This is a genomic window from Streptomyces sp. NPDC050759 (assembly GCF_044456945.1).
Lineage (GTDB): Bacteria > Actinomycetota > Actinomycetes > Streptomycetales > Streptomycetaceae > Streptomyces.
This window is the reverse complement of record NZ_JBITGI010000002.1, coordinates 459,536-473,702: the sequence shown is the minus strand read 5'-3', so window position 1 is coordinate 473,702 and position 14,167 is coordinate 459,536. Positions and strand designations below refer to the sequence as shown.

The window sequence follows — 14,167 nt, the reverse complement described above, 5'->3', positions numbered from 1 at the left end:
AGGCAGACGCCTTTCCGATCCCCTTCCCTCCCTCCGCACGATCCGCACCCTGTGCACGGAACCCCGGCAGAAAGGAACGCCGATGGACCTCGCGCCCTCCGCCTACCCGGACACGTTCGCCCGCGACCATCTCCCGCCACGCCATCTGTGGCCGGTCCTGGAGTTCACCACGGACGAACTCCAGTATCCCGAGCGCCTCAACGCCGCCACCGAGATCATCGACATACCCGCCGACACCTTCGGCCCCGACCGCCCCGCCCTGCGCACGCCGGAGGGCGAGGTGTGGACCTACGGCGAACTGCGCTGTCGCGCCAACCAGATCGCCCATGTGCTCACCGAGGACCTCGGCCTGACCCCCGGCAACCGGGTGCTCCTGCGCTCCCCGAACAACCCGTGGACCGTCGCGGCCTGGCTCGGCGTGCTCAAGGCCGGCGGCATAGTAGTGACAACCATGGCGGCGCTGCGCGCCCGCGAACTCACCCCGATCGCGGAGAAGACCCGACCCTCCGTCGCACTGGTCGACCACCGGTTCACGCACGACGTCGAGGCCGTACGCGACACCGTTGCGCCGGACCTCACGATCGTGGCGTACGGCGGTGACGCACCCGACGACCTGACCCGCCGGGCGGCGGGGAAGCCGGCGGAGTTCGCCGCGGTCGACACGGCGGCCGACGACGTGGCCCTCTTCGGGCCCACCTCGGGCAGCACCGGCATACCGAAGATCACCACCCACTTCCACCGCGACATCCTGTCCATCGACAACACGTTCGGCCGGCACACGCTCCGGGTGCGGCCCGACGACCTCGTGTCGTGCACCGCGCCGTTCGCGTTCACCTTCGGCCTCGGCATCCTCGTCGTGTGTGCCCTGCGCGCCGGCGCGTGCGCACTGCTGACCGAGGCCGTCGCGCCGGAGCCCCTCGCCGACCTCGTCGCCGGGACGGGGGTCACCGTCCTCGCGACCGCGCCGACGGCGTACAAGCAGATCCTCAAGGCGGGCAAGGCCGACCGGCTGCGCGGCCTGCGCACCGCGGTCAGCGCCGGGGAACACATACCCGACGAGGTGTGGAAGCAGCTGCACGCCGAGACCGGGCTCAAGGTCATCGACGGCATCGGGGCCACCGAGATGATCCACATCTTCATCTCCGCCGCCGGTGACGACATCCGCCTCGGGGCGACCGGAAGACCGGTCCCCGGCTACCGCGCCACCGTCCTCGGCCTCGACGGCGAGGAACTCGGTCCCGGTGTCGAAGGGCGGCTGGCCGTGATCGGCCCGGTCGGCTGCCGCTACCTCGACGACCGGCGCCAGGAGAACTACGTCGTGGGCGGCTGGAACGTCACGGGCGACACCTACGTCCGCGACGAGGACGGCTACTTCCACTACCGCGCCCGCACGGACAACATGATCGTCTCCTCCGGCTACAACATCGGAGGCCCCGAGGTCGAAGCCGCGATCGACACGCACCCGGACGTCGTCGAGTCCGCGGTGGTCGCCAAGCCCGACCCCGAGCGCGGCTCGGTCGTGTGCGCCTTCGTCGTGCTGCGCGAGGGGGTAACCGGTGACGACGCCAAGGCCAGGGACATCCAGGACTACATCAAGACCCAGCTGGCGCCGTACAAGTACCCGCGCGCGGTCCGCTTCACCGACGCCCTGCCCCGCAACACCAGCGGGAAGCTGCAGCACTACCTGCTGCGCCAGTTGATCGAGAAGGCGAACGAGGAGAACAACGCATGAGGATCGCGATCGTCGGCGGCGGCCCGGGCGGGCTCTACTTCGCCGCCCTGATGAAGCAGCTGGACCCCGCCCACGAAATCACCGTGTGGGAGCGCAACGCGCCCGACGACACCTTCGGCTTCGGTGTCGTCTTCTCCGACGAGACCCTCGGGGGCATCGAGAACGCCGACACCGTCGTCCACGACGCGATGGAGAACCGTTTCGCCCGGTGGACCGACATCGACATCGAGTTCAACGGGCACCCGTTCACCGTCGGCGGCCAGGGCTTCGCGGCCATGTCCCGCAAGGACCTGTTGCGCATCCTCCAGGAGCGGGCCGCAGAACTCGGCGTCACGGTGCACTACCGGACCATCGCACCGGACGTCGACGAGCTGCGCGAGTCCCACGACCTCGTGGTCGCGGCGGACGGGCTCAACTCGGCCGTGCGGACCAAGTACGCCGACACGTTCGGCCCCGACCTGGACCGGCGGGCGAACAAGTACATGTGGCTGGGCACCGACCGGGTCTTCGAGGCCTTCCAGTTCTTCGTCAGGCAGACGGATTTCGGGACCATGCAGATCCACGGCTACCCGTACTCCGACTCCGGCTCGACCTTCATCGTCGAGATGGCGGAGGACGTGTGGCGCCGCGCCGGCTTCGACGAGACCGAGGGCACGGAGTTCCCGCCCGGAGTCTCCGACGAGCAGGCCGTCGCGCGGATCCGTGAGATCTTCGCCGAGGAACTGGCCGGTCACGCCCTGCTGACCAACAACTCGAAGTGGCTCAACTTCACCACCGTCCGCAACGAACGCTGGCACCACCACAACGTGGTCCTCCTCGGCGACGCCGCCCACACCGCGCACTTCTCGATCGGCTCAGGCACCAAGCTGGCCATGGAGGACGCCCTGGCGCTCGCCGCGTGCCTGCACGAACACCCCACTGTGGACAAGGCGTTGACGGCCTACGAGACCGAACGCCGGCCCGTGGTGGAGTCCACGCAGCGCGCCGCCCAGGCCTCGCTGGAGTGGTTCGAGAACATCGGCAGGTACGCCGGCCAGGACCCCGCGCAGTTCTGCTTCAACCTCCTCACCCGCTCCCGCCGGATCACCTTCGACAACCTCAAGGACCGCGACCCCGGCTTCGCCGAGCTGATCGAGCGAGGCTTCGCCAAGGCCCAGGGGCTGCCGGACACGGAGGCCGCTCCGGCGATGTTCCAGCCCTTCTCGATCGGCGGTCTGGAGCTCAAGAACCGGATCGTCCTCTCCCCGATGGACATGTACTCGGCGGTGGACGGCGTACCGGACGACTTCCACCTGGTCCACCTGGGCTCCAAGGCGCTCGGCGGCGCGGGCCTGGTCATGACCGAGATGGTCTGCGTCTCACCCGACGCACGGATCACCCCGGGTTGCACGGGCCTGTGGAACGACACCCAGCGCGACGCGTGGACCGAGGTCACCTCCTTCGTGCACGAGCGCAGCACGGCGAAGATCGGACTCCAGCTGGGGCACGCCGGCCGCAAGGGCTCGACCAAGGTGATGTGGGAGGGCATCGACCAGCCGCTCGACGAGAGCAACTGGACGGTCGTCGGCCCGTCCCCGCTGCCCTACGGCGCGGGCTGCCACGTGCCGCGCGAGATGACCCGTCAGGACATGGACGCGGTCGTGGCCGACTTCGCGGCGGCCGCGCGGAGGGCCGCGGAGGCCGGCTTCGACCTGCTCGAAGTGCACGCCGCCCACGGCTACCTGCTGTCCTCCTTCCTCTCCCCGGTCGCGAACCACCGCACGGACGAGTACGGCGGCGCACTGACGAACCGGCTGCGCTTCCCCCTGGAGGTCTTCGACGCGGTCCGCGCCGCCTTCCCGGCCGACCGCCCGGTGACGGTCCGTATCTCGGCGACCGACTGGTCCCCGGACGGCAACACCGAGCACGACGCGGTCGAGATCGCCCGGGCGTTCGTCGCGCACGGGGCGGCGGCGATCGACGTCTCCTCCGGCCAGGTCACCAAGGACGAGAAGCCCGCCTTCGGCCGCTCCTACCAGACCCCGTTCGCCGACCGGATCCGGCACGAGGTCGCCGCCCCGGCGGGCGCCGCCGTGATCGCGGTGGGTGCGATCTCGTCGTACGACGACGTCAACTCGATCCTGCTGGCCGGCCGCGCCGACCTGTGCGCGCTCGGCCGTACCCACCTCTACAACCCGCAGTGGACCCTGCAGGCGGCCGCCGAACAGGAGTACCGCGGCCCGGGCGCCGAGTGGCCGGCCCAGTTCGCGGCCGGCCGCCGCAAGCCGCCGACCTCACGCACCGACGCGGTCCGCCCGCGCCTGGCGCTGCTGCGCGACACCCCCCGGGACGCCGTCCACCTGCGGTGGACGCCCAGCCGGACGACCGGATGAGCGACGACCCGGTCCGCCCGTCCGGTGTCCACCGCGCCCGCGTGGAGTGGGTGGACACCGACGCCGCGGGGATCTACCACAACACCACCGTCGTGCGGTACGCCGAGGCGGCGGAGGCCGCGCTGATGCGCGAGCACGGCATCCCCGGCTACTTCCCGGTGGCGCCCAGAGTGCGCTACGAGGTGGAGTTCGAAGCGTCCCTCCGGTTCGGCCAGGAGGTGGAGACCCGGATCGAGCTCGTCCGCCTCGGCCGATCCTCGATGACCTTCGCCTTCGAGGTGTGGCGGGAGGCCGCCGACAGTGGGCCGCGCCGACGTGCCGCCCGGGGCAGCTATGTCACCGTGCACGTCCCCGACAAGGAGGCGGGCGGCAGCGCACCATGGCCCGCCGCCTGGCGTGCGGCGCTGACAGCAGGGGCGTCCGCGGAGGCAGCCAGGCGCAGGCCGGAGACCGCGCGTCGCGCAGAGTGCTCCACGCAGTAAAATCCTGCATTCGTGACCATGAGCGACCTCCTCGACGACGACCCGGCCCAGGCGGCACCACCGCGATCCCTGATCGTGACGGTCTACGGCCTCTACGCGCGCGAGGTCGGCGGCTGGATCGGGGTGAGCACCCTGATACGGCTGCTCGCCGAACTCGGCGTCGACGCCCAGGCGGTCCGCTCGTCGATCCACCGGCTCAAACGCCGCGAGATCCTGGTGTCGGAGCGGCGGGACGGCAGGGCGGGCTACGCGCTCTCGCCGTATGCCCGCTCCGTCCTGGAGACCGGCGACCGCCGGATCTTCGAACGCCACACCGCCCCCGACGACGGCTGGGTCGTCGCCGTCTTCTCGGTGCCGGAGAGCGAGCGGCAGCACCGCCACCAGCTCCGGTCACGGCTGGCATGGCTGGGCTTCGGCACGGTCTCCTCGGGGGTATGGATCGCTCCCGCCCACGCGCTCGACGACACCCGCGACCACCTGCTCCGACACGGCCTGGACCAGTACGTCAACCTCTTCCGGGGCGACTACGTGGCCTTCGGAGACCCCGCCGAACAGGTCAGCCGCTGGTGGGACCTGGAAGCGCTCCAGGGGCTCTACGACGAGTTCGTCGCCAAGTTCACGCCGATGGCCACCCGACTGGCCGAGGCCGAGAAGAACACGACGTCGGCCCGCGACGCGTTCGTCGACTACGTCCACGTGCTGACAGCCTGGCGCCGCTTCCCCTACCTCGACCCGGGGCTGCCCGACGCCCTCCTCCCGGCCACGTGGTCCGGCACAACGGCGGCGGACCTCTTCTTCGAGCTCCGGCGCGCTCTGGAGGAGCCGGCACACGAGTTCGCGCGGGGCCTGCTGACCGACTCCTGAGCGTCTGTCCAGAAGCGCAGCGCGTATCGGGAGTTGAGGCCGTCTGGTGCAAGAAGCGATGTGCTGGCCGTGGTCCTGCGCAGCTTCTCCTGCGCAGGCGTGGCCGGCACCAACAGCCTGCGTGGGCCCAGTTGCTCCGCCTCCTGCGGGATCTGGGCGGGGCTTCCGGCGCCGAAGACCACTCTCATGGGCAAGGCTTCGTAGGTGAAAGTCGGTTGCTGGATGGTCATGGCGCGGCCTCCGGTGCTGTGGCCAGGACGATGTCGAACGTGGCGTCGGTGAAGCTCGCCGTCATGCCGAAGCATGATCGCCACCTGCAGCGTGAGACGCGCGAAGCACTGCGCCCGCCGGGGTGGCCCTCACCACGGGCTGCGTGACGGGCGGGACGCGCCGGGCCGTCAGTCGATCTCGCTCGGGACCGCGGACGGGGTCCGGCCCGCCTGGACGTCCTCGAGACGTGCCGCGCCCAGCTTTGCCGCCTGCTCGGTGGTGTTGTCGTCGGCTCCGTCGAGGCCGCCGTTGGTGAAGGTGATGGCGTCCGTGCCGAACCGCAGGGCAGCGACGTCGAGGGTGAGGGTGGTGGGCTCGCCACCCGAGGTGCCCCGGACCGTGACCTGCAGCCCCTGCCGGGCATCGCCCTCCTTGGGAAGGGAGGTCGCGACGACCTGGACCGTGCGCTGCCCGCCCGAGCTGCCCTTCACCGTGAACTGGTCGCACTTCACCGGCAGGCTCTTCAACCAGGCGAACGACGTGTCCAGCGTGGCCTTGTCATAGGCGGCCACCTGGTACAGCAGCCGGGACTCGCCCTCCTTGAAGCCGGTGAGCGCGGAGGCTCCGGACGGCTTGCCCAGGAGCTCGTCGTCGTAGAGCCGGTCGAGCAGCTTCTGGCAGTCGGCCGCGTCGGCCTTGCCGGTGAGGAAGTCGGCGACGTCCACCTGGCCGACCAGCAGGCTGTCGCGCCACGTGGCCGCGTTCTTGACCTGCGTCCAGTCGTCCTCCAGATCCGCCTCCGTCACCAGCGCGGCACGCGCCCCGGCCGGGGTGAGCGCGGCCGGGGACTGCTGTGCGAGCGGCGTGGAGGAGATCTCCGTGGCGGTCTCCGTGGTGTCCGCGCGGTCCGGACCACCGTCGTCACCGTCCGCACACGCGGCGGTCGTCAACAGGGCTCCGGCCGCCAGGGCCGAGGCGAGGACGCGGAAGGGGCGGGCCGGACGGTGGGTCATCACGCGGTCTCCTGGAGATGAGGGGTGCTTCCATGCCACAACCGCTCCTCCCGTACGACCAGCGCACCGGGCTGTTCGAGTGAGGGGGGCGACGGCACCGGGGCCGGAAAACCGGTGGCGCCCCCGACGCCGGCGCCTCTAGGGTGAGACCGCTTCACACGGCGGCTCATGGCTGCCGTGCCCCGTGAGCGAGGAATGAGGGAGGTGTCGACCGATGGCTGTCTTTGCGATGAGCGCTGCTCGCATCCAGATCATCAAGTCCACCTCCGTGGCCGTCGGCTGACACCAACTCCTGGTGCCGGGGCCACCCTTGTGAAGGGTTTCCCTTGACTTCCAGCTCCACTTCCCATGATTTCTCCGCTCTCGCTCCCTACGGCTGGGACGAGGCTTGGGCGGACGAGTTCGCCCCCTACGAGCCCGAGGGGCTCCAGCCCGGACGGGTGGTCCGAGTCGACCGCGGGCAGTGCGACCTCGTCACCGCCGAAGGGATGATGCGGGCCGACACGGCCTTCGTCACCCCGCCCGATCCGATGCGGGTCCTGTGCACCGGTGACTGGGCCGTCGTCGAGCCCGCGGGCAACCCTCGCTATGTACGGACGTATCTGCCACGCCGTACCGCATTCGTACGCTCCACCTCATCGAAGCGGTCCGAGGGGCAGATCCTCGCGGCCAACGTCGACCACGCGATCGTCGCCGTGTCGCTGGCCGTCGAACTCGACCTCGGCCGCATCGAACGGTTCCTGGCCCTGGCCTGGGAGTCCGGCGCGCAGCCGGTGGTCGTGCTCACCAAGGCCGACCTCGTGCCGGACGCGGTGACGCTCTCGCACCTCGTGCAGGACGTGGAGACGACCGCGCCGGGCGTCCCGGTGCTGACCGTCAGCGCGCTGGACGGGGAGGGGCTCGACGTACTCGTCGCGGTCGTCTCAGGCGGTACGACCGTGCTGCTCGGGCAGTCCGGCGCGGGGAAGTCGACCCTGGCGAACGTGCTCATCGGCGAGGACGTGATGGCGGTGCAGGCCGCACGGGACGCGGACGGGAAGGGGCGCCACACGACCACGACCCGCAACCTCCTCGCCCTGCCGGGCGGGGGCGTGCTGATCGACACGCCGGGCCTCAGGGGCGTGGGGCTGTGGGACGCCGAGACCGGTGTCGGACAGGTGTTCTCCGAGATCGAGGCCCTGGCCGAACAGTGCCGCTTCCACGACTGCGCGCACGAGAGTGAGCCGGGGTGCGCTGTGCTGGCCGCGATCGACTCCGGTGAGCTGCCCGAGCGGCGGCTGGAGAGCTACCGGAAGCTGATCCGGGAGAACCAGCGGATCGTGGCGAAGACGGATGCGAGGCTCCGTTCGGAGATCAGGAAGGAGTGGAAGAAGAGGGGGGCGGTGGGGAAGGCGGCGATGGAGGCGAAGCGGGGGTCTTGGCGTTAGCGGGTAGTGGTTCGGCCGCGGCGGGGTGGGGGCTGGTCGCGCAGTTCCCCGCGCCCCTAGGTGGGGGCAGCTGGGTAAGCGCTGACTGCACCCACTCAGGGGCGCGGGGCTGTGTCGAACTGCGGCTGCCGCCGCGTGGGCGCGACCAGCCACGACCGACCCGCACCCGCCCACGACCTCGCGGCACCCCCCATCACCGTGTCCGATTTCCGCCAGCGGCATCCTCGCCCACGGCGGAGACTGGAACACGTGATGGACGAAGACACCAGGTACGAAGCCGTTCGCAGCCGGGACGCCCGGTTCGACGGGGAGTTCTTCTTCGCTGTCGAGACGACCGGGATCTACTGCCGGCCCAGCTGTCCCGCGGTGACCCCGAAGCGTCGCAACGTCCGCTTCTACGCGACGGCAGCCGCCGCGCAGGGCTCCGGGTTCCGGGCCTGCCGGCGGTGCCGCCCGGACGCGGTCCCCGGTTCCGCGGACTGGAACGCACGGGCGGATGTGGTCGGCCGGGCGATGCGCCTGATCGGCGACGGTGTCGTCGACCGGGAGGGCGTCGCCGGGCTCGCCGGCCGCCTCGGCTACAGCGCCCGCCAGGTCCAGCGCCAGCTCACCGCCGAACTCGGCGCCGGCCCCGTCGCCCTGGCCCGCGCCCAGCGGGCCCACACCGCGCGTGTCCTGCTCCAGACCACCGGCCTGCCGGTCACCGAGATCGCGTTCGCCTCGGGCTTCGCCAGCGTGCGGCAGTTCAACGACACGGTCCGGGAGATCTACGCCGCCACCCCCAGCGACCTGCGGGCCGCCGCCCGGACCGCACGCCGCGCGGCCACCCCCACGGCGGGCATTCCGCTACGGCTGGCCCACCGCGGCCCGTACCGGTCCGAAGCCGTCTTCGACCTGCTGGAGAGCGAGGCCGTACCCGGCGTCGAGGAGGTGAGCGGGGCACCCGGGCGGCGCACCTACCGCCGTACCCTCCGCCTCCCGCACGGCACCGGCATCGTCGCCGTCCAGGAACGCACCGGCACGACCGGAACCACCTCCGGCGCGAACCCCGGCGGCTGGCTCGACGCCCACCTCCACCTCACCGACCCCCGCGACCTGACCACCGCCGTCGGACGGCTGCGGCGGCTCTTCGACCTCGACGCCGATCCCTACGCCGTCGACGAGCGGCTCGGCGAGGACACCCGGCTCGCTCCCCTGGTCGCCGCCCGCCCAGGACTCCGGTCGCCCGGCGCCGCCGACCCCGAGGAGTTCGCCGTACGGGCACTGGTGGGCCGTAGCGCATCCGAACGGCTCGTCCGGCGATACGGCAAGACCCTGGACGCACCCTGCGGCAGCCTCACCCACCTCTTCCCCGAGCCCGCGGCCCTGACGGAGGCGGCCGGCCCGCTGGGCGCGCTGGCCACCGCCCTGGCCGACGGGGCCGTACGACTCGATCCGGGCGCCGACCGCGACGAGGTGCAGCAGGCACTCCTCGCCCTGCCCGGCCTGGACGCCCGTACGGTCGCCGTCATCCGCACCCGCGCCCTCGGTGACCCCGATGTCGCCCCACCGGGCCTCGACACCCCCGACACCTGGCGCCCCTGGCGCTCCTACGCCTGGCAACACCTGCGCACAGCAGGAGAGTTGGAGTAATCATGGCCATCCGCTGGACCCGTCTCGACAGCCCCGTCGGCACCCTGCTGCTCACCGCCGACGAGACCGGCGCGCTGACCTCGCTGTCCGTTCCGGAGCAGAAGAAAGGCCGTACCGTCCAGGAGGACTGGGTCCACGACCCCACCCCCTTCCGGGAGGCCGAGGAGCAGCTCGCCGCCTACTTCGCCGGTGAACTCAAGGAGTTCCAGCTGGAGTTGCGACCTGAAGGAACCGAGTTCCGGACCCGCGTCTGGGACGCCCTCGACGACGTTCCGTACGGGGCGACCACGACGTACGGCGAGATCGCCGCCCGCGTCGGTGCCTCCCGCGTCGCCGTCCGGGCCGTGGGCGGCGCGATCGGTGCGAACCCGCTGCTGATCCTCCGCCCGTGCCATCGGGTGATCGGCGCGAACGGCCTGCTCACCGGGTATGCGGGCGGCCTGGAGCGCAAGACGGCCCTGCTCACCCTCGAAGGCGCCCTCTAGGACTCCTCTAGGACTGCTCTAGGACTCCTCGAGCCCCCAGCTGTGGATCCGTCGTGGATGGATGCGGATCAGTTCCTCGCTGAAGTGCGGGCCCAAGTCGTGCGGGCCCGTGAGGAGTTCCGCCTCCCCGCGGATGTCGATGCCGCGCACCGTCCACGGTTTCAGACTGACGATGTCGTCGACGACCAGGGCGACCTTCGGGTTCTTCTGGAGGTTGCGCCATTTCTTCGTGCGGCCCATCGCGTAGCCACCGATCAGGATGGTGCCGTCGTCCTGCGGGAAGAAGCCGACCGGGTTCGCCTGCGGCTGTCCCTGCGGGTCGACGGTGGCGAGTCGTCCCAGCCGCTGGGACTTCAGGTACGCGCGCTCGGCCTCGCTGAATTCGGTCATGGCAGCCACCCAAACACGCCCGCGCCGCCCGCACATCGGAATCGGGTCCTAGGCCTGTCCGGGGCCGCGGTCCTAGGTCCTGGCCCTGGGACTTGGGTCAGCTGCCCCACAGCACCGCCCCCAGCCACGCGCCCATGATCAGCAGACACGTGAACAGTTCGGCCAGCACGCTGGAGCCGCCCGAGTGCATCGCCGTGCGCAGAGCGGCCTTCGCCGACCCGTGGCGGCCGAGGCGGAGGCGTTCCGAGAGGTAGATGCCGCCCATGAACCCGGGGATCGCGCCGAGCACGGGGATCAGGAAGAAGCCGAGGAACGCGCCCGCTCCGGCGTAGACCCCCATGCGCGGGGTGGCCCCGCTCGCCCGCAGCCGGCGTGGCGGCAGCGACCAGCGCACCACCTGGGAGAGGAACAGGGCGACCGTGGCCCCCACGAGCACGCTCCACGCGACCGGTTGCGGATCCTTCAGCGCCCACCACAGGACCGCGGCCCACACGAGCCACGACCCCGGCACCCCGGGCACCAGTACCCCGACCAGGCCGAACAGCATGACCAGGCCGACCAGCAGGAGGTCCCACACTCCCATGAGTCCAGGGTGCAGGAGGCAGGCAGAAAGCGCAGGTCAGCGATATCGGCCCGGACCGTGATGAAGAGCCGCGCATCGGCCTCGCGACGGTGGGCACTCGGGCCGTCGTCCGTCACAGCTCTGCGACAGGGAAGCGGGTCACACTCAGGGCCGACCCGACCGATACCCACGACGTGCGTCCGCCGTAGGGGATCGGAGTCCGGGTCACTCGGCGTCGCCGGGCGGTTCTCCCTGGGGGGTGGAACCGTCCGGCGACCCCTTCGCTACACAGTTCGATGCGCGGGGCGGGGCTTGATTTTCGGGATGCCCCGTTTTCATACGGCCCGTGCGGTGGACAATTGGGGGCATGAGCCAGCAGGGGGGAACGCCCACCGGTCGCGGTCACGAGGACGACTGGTGGGGGCAGCTGTACGACTCCACCGACGACACGGGCCCCACACCGGCCCCGGACACCCTGGACGACCGCTTCGCCTCGGCAGCGGGGGCGGTGCGGGACGGGTCGGGGGGCGGGCGACTGAGCTTCGAGACGGGGGCCGGTGGCGGACGGCCCGGGCCGGGGGCGGGGCCTGGTGAGGGACGGCCCGGCTTGGAGGCGGGGTCTGGTGAGGGTCAGCCGGGTTCGGGGGCACAGCCCGGTGGTGGACGGCCCGGGCCGGGGGCGGGGCTCGGTGTGGGTCAGCCGGGGTCGGAGGCGGGGCCCGGTGTGGGGCAGCAGCGGAGCTCGGGGGCAGGGCTCGGTGAGGACCAGCCGCCCCCGGGGGCGTGGCCCGGTGGTGGACGGCCCGGCTCGGGGGCGGGGCCTGGTGAGGGACGGCCCGGCTTGGGGGCAGGGTCTGGTGAGGGTCAGCCGGGCTCGGGGGCCGGGGTTGGTGGATGGGCCGGTGCTGGGGCAGGGCCCGGTGAAGGAGAGTCCGGTTCTGAGCCGGGGGCTGCGGACGAGCAGAGCCGTCCCCCCGGTACCGGGGTCCCCGCGCCGCGGACAGGCTTCCCTGAAGCGACGGCTCCCTCAACCGGCCGGCACCGCGTCCCCTGGCAGGCGCCACCCGACGCATCCGACGGCCCGGCGTCCTTCCCGCCCGGCCCCAAGCCGCCCGGCTTCGTCGAGCGGCCCGCCGACGACCGCCCGCCCCCGCCACTCGGCGGCCGCACGTCCACCGAGACGCCTCCGGCCACGACCGTTCCGACCTCGCGGATGCCGACCGAGCCCCCGAGGCCGCCGACCGCGGCACCCCCACACCCCTCAGCCCCACCTCGCCCCGCGGGTCCACCCTCGCCACCGCAGGACGCCGACCAGGCCGGCAGGGGTGGTGCCGCTGGTGGTCCGCCGCCGGGCGGTGACCGGGTCGTTTCCTCCGGCCGCGGCGATTCCGCGGCGCGTGGCGTCGGTGCAGCGGTCACGCGGGGCGGTGCCGGTGACGGTCCGCCGCAGGACGGTGACCGGGCCGTTTCACCTGACGGTGGCGGCTCGGGTGGGAGTGGCGCCGGTGAAGCGGCTTCACGGGGTCGTGTCGCTGACGCTCTGCCGCAGGACGCCGATCGGGTCGGTTCGCCAGGCCGCGGCGCTTCCGGAGAGCGCGGTGTCGGTGGAGTCGACCCGCGTGGCGGCGCCCCGGACAGGGTCGGCTCGGACACAGGTGCCCCCGTAGGCGGCGCCGAGGACGTGCCCACATCTCGCGGCCCCGAGAGTCCTCCACGGACCACGGGCCGAGGCGGAGCCGGTGCGCGTCGGGTCGAAGGCGACTGGTGGGCCGCGGCACCTGACGTCGAAGCCGACCCCGCCCAGGAACCCCCCGCAGCCGGCCCGGGTTCCACTCAGCCCAACCCGACCCCTGAGCCCCCCGAGCCGGCCGGACGTGACCGGACCGCCGGCCCCCGCCAGGACGGACCCACCCAAGACCGCGAAGGTGCCGACCCGGACCCCGCCCCCGCGTCGCAGGCGCCCCGCACCGCAACCCGCGTGGACATCCCCACCCTCCCTCCCGCCCCCGTCGGATTCGTCGGATCCGGCCCTCCCACCTACGACGCCGAACCCACCGCCCTCCCACCCGCCGACCCCGACGAACTCGACGACCTGGTGGCGGACACCGTGCTGGACGGCGCCAGGTATGGGGCGTGCACGCTGCGAGCGGTGTCCGTTCGAGGGGACTCGGCCAGGTTCCGCGGCGAGCCCCGCAGGGACTCCCTGCTCACCGCCCGGTTCGGTACCGGCGAGCAGGCGCTGATCCTCGTCGCCATGGCCACCGGCGCCCGCGCCACCCCCGGTGCCCACCGCGCCGCCGCCGAGGCCTGTCACTGGATCGGCCGGGCCATAGGGCGCAGTCACGCCCGGCTCGCGCAGGACATCAGCGCCGCGCGCCGCGGTGACCTCAAGTCCGGGCTGCACCGGCTCACCGACCGCAGCCTCGGAAAGCTGCGCGCCAGCGCCGTCGAGCAGGGCATCGACCCGGACGAGTACGCCGCCACCCTGCGCTGTCTGCTCCTGCCCGCCGACCCCGACTGCCGGATCCGCGTCTTCTTCGGCGTCGGCGCGGGCGGCCTGTTCCGCCTCCGCGACGGCGAGTGGCACGACATCGAACCCCGTATCACCGACGTCACCGGCGAACCGGTCGTCGGCTTCGGCTCGCTGCCGACCGAGACCCCCGAGGGCGACCGCCTCACCATGGACCTCGGCATTCCCACGCCCCCGAGCCCCTACGAACCCGCCCCGGAGCCGCCCCGCGAACCCTTCCGCTTCCGCGCCTCCGTCGCCCGCCCGGGTGACACCCTCCTGATGTGCACCGGAGGCCTCGCCGACCCCCTGCGCGGCGAGCCCGAACTCTGCGAGTACCTCACGGGAAGGTGGTCAGGCCCCCCGCCCGGTCTCGCCACGTTCCTCGCCGACTCCCAAGTCCGGGTCAAGGGATACGCCGACGACCGTACAGCCGCAGCTGTTTGGGAGGCGTGATCGCGGCCATTGTGGATTGATGGACCCAAGGAG

Annotated in this window: 11 protein-coding genes; 8 read left to right on the top strand and 3 right to left on the bottom strand. The window is 72.0% G+C overall.

Translation table 11 applies throughout. The annotated features are described in order from the left end of the window. Positions 1 to 82: 82 nt before the first annotated feature. Genes ACIBJB_RS08000 through ACIBJB_RS07985 form a run of 4 tightly spaced genes read left to right on the top strand, consistent with a single transcriptional unit; the run spans position 83 to position 5,450 of the window. Complete coding sequence (locus ACIBJB_RS08000; protein ID WP_398927665.1) at positions 83 to 1,732, top strand: AMP-binding protein; 1,650 nt, start codon at positions 83 to 85, stop codon at positions 1,730 to 1,732. Continuing rightward, positions 1,729 to 4,104 carry a bifunctional salicylyl-CoA 5-hydroxylase/oxidoreductase gene (locus tag ACIBJB_RS07995; RefSeq protein ID WP_398927663.1) on the top strand — a complete coding sequence of 792 codons (2,376 nt, stop codon included), beginning with the start codon at positions 1,729 to 1,731 and terminating at the stop codon, positions 4,102 to 4,104. The genes ACIBJB_RS08000 and ACIBJB_RS07995 overlap by 4 nt, the downstream gene beginning before the upstream one ends. Next, positions 4,101 to 4,586 (top strand): acyl-CoA thioesterase, encoded by a 486-nt coding sequence (locus ACIBJB_RS07990; protein ID WP_398927661.1) that lies wholly within the window; start codon positions 4,101 to 4,103, stop codon positions 4,584 to 4,586. The genes ACIBJB_RS07995 and ACIBJB_RS07990 overlap by 4 nt, the downstream gene beginning before the upstream one ends. Positions 4,587 to 4,604: 18 nt before the next feature. Then, a complete protein-coding gene (locus ACIBJB_RS07985) occupies positions 4,605 to 5,450 on the top strand; it encodes a PaaX family transcriptional regulator C-terminal domain-containing protein (RefSeq protein ID WP_398928421.1) in 846 nt (281 codons plus the stop codon). Between the two features lie 398 nt (positions 5,451 to 5,848). Here the strand turns inward: ACIBJB_RS07985 and ACIBJB_RS07980 are convergent, their stop codons facing one another. Next, on the bottom strand, positions 5,849 to 6,673 hold the full coding sequence (locus ACIBJB_RS07980; protein ID WP_398927659.1) for a hypothetical protein: 825 nt from the start codon (positions 6,671 to 6,673) through the stop codon (positions 5,849 to 5,851). Positions 6,674 to 6,999: 326 nt separating this feature from the next. On the opposite strand from ACIBJB_RS07980, the gene rsgA reads away from it, so the two are divergent. From rsgA to ACIBJB_RS07965, 3 genes are all read left to right on the top strand, one after another. Continuing rightward, complete coding sequence (rsgA, locus tag ACIBJB_RS07975; protein ID WP_398927657.1) at positions 7,000 to 8,100, top strand: ribosome small subunit-dependent GTPase A; 1,101 nt, start codon at positions 7,000 to 7,002, stop codon at positions 8,098 to 8,100. A 252-nt stretch (positions 8,101 to 8,352) separates the two neighbouring features. Further along, positions 8,353 to 9,732, top strand: a complete 1,380-nt coding sequence (locus tag ACIBJB_RS07970; protein ID WP_398927655.1) for a DNA-3-methyladenine glycosylase 2 family protein — start codon at positions 8,353 to 8,355, stop codon at positions 9,730 to 9,732. A 2-nt stretch (positions 9,733 to 9,734) separates the two neighbouring features. Continuing rightward, positions 9,735 to 10,217 (top strand): methylated-DNA--[protein]-cysteine S-methyltransferase, encoded by a 483-nt coding sequence (locus ACIBJB_RS07965; RefSeq protein WP_398927653.1) that lies wholly within the window; start codon positions 9,735 to 9,737, stop codon positions 10,215 to 10,217. Between the two features lie 18 nt (positions 10,218 to 10,235). Here the strand turns inward: ACIBJB_RS07965 and ACIBJB_RS07960 are convergent, their stop codons facing one another. Both ACIBJB_RS07960 and ACIBJB_RS07955 read right to left on the bottom strand, forming a co-directional pair. Further along, positions 10,236 to 10,607: a PPOX class F420-dependent oxidoreductase gene (locus ACIBJB_RS07960; protein ID WP_398927651.1), complete on the bottom strand. Its 372-nt coding sequence runs from the start codon at positions 10,605 to 10,607 to the stop codon at positions 10,236 to 10,238. Positions 10,608 to 10,704: 97 nt separating this feature from the next. Further along, positions 10,705 to 11,190, bottom strand: coding sequence for a DUF456 domain-containing protein (locus tag ACIBJB_RS07955; protein ID WP_398927649.1), 486 nt, complete (start codon positions 11,188 to 11,190; stop codon positions 10,705 to 10,707). Between the two features lie 1,519 nt (positions 11,191 to 12,709). On the opposite strand from ACIBJB_RS07955, the gene ACIBJB_RS07950 reads away from it, so the two are divergent. After that, positions 12,710 to 14,134 carry a protein phosphatase 2C domain-containing protein gene (locus tag ACIBJB_RS07950; protein ID WP_398928419.1) on the top strand — a complete coding sequence of 475 codons (1,425 nt, stop codon included), beginning with the start codon at positions 12,710 to 12,712 and terminating at the stop codon, positions 14,132 to 14,134. Positions 14,135 to 14,167 lie beyond the last annotated feature (33 nt).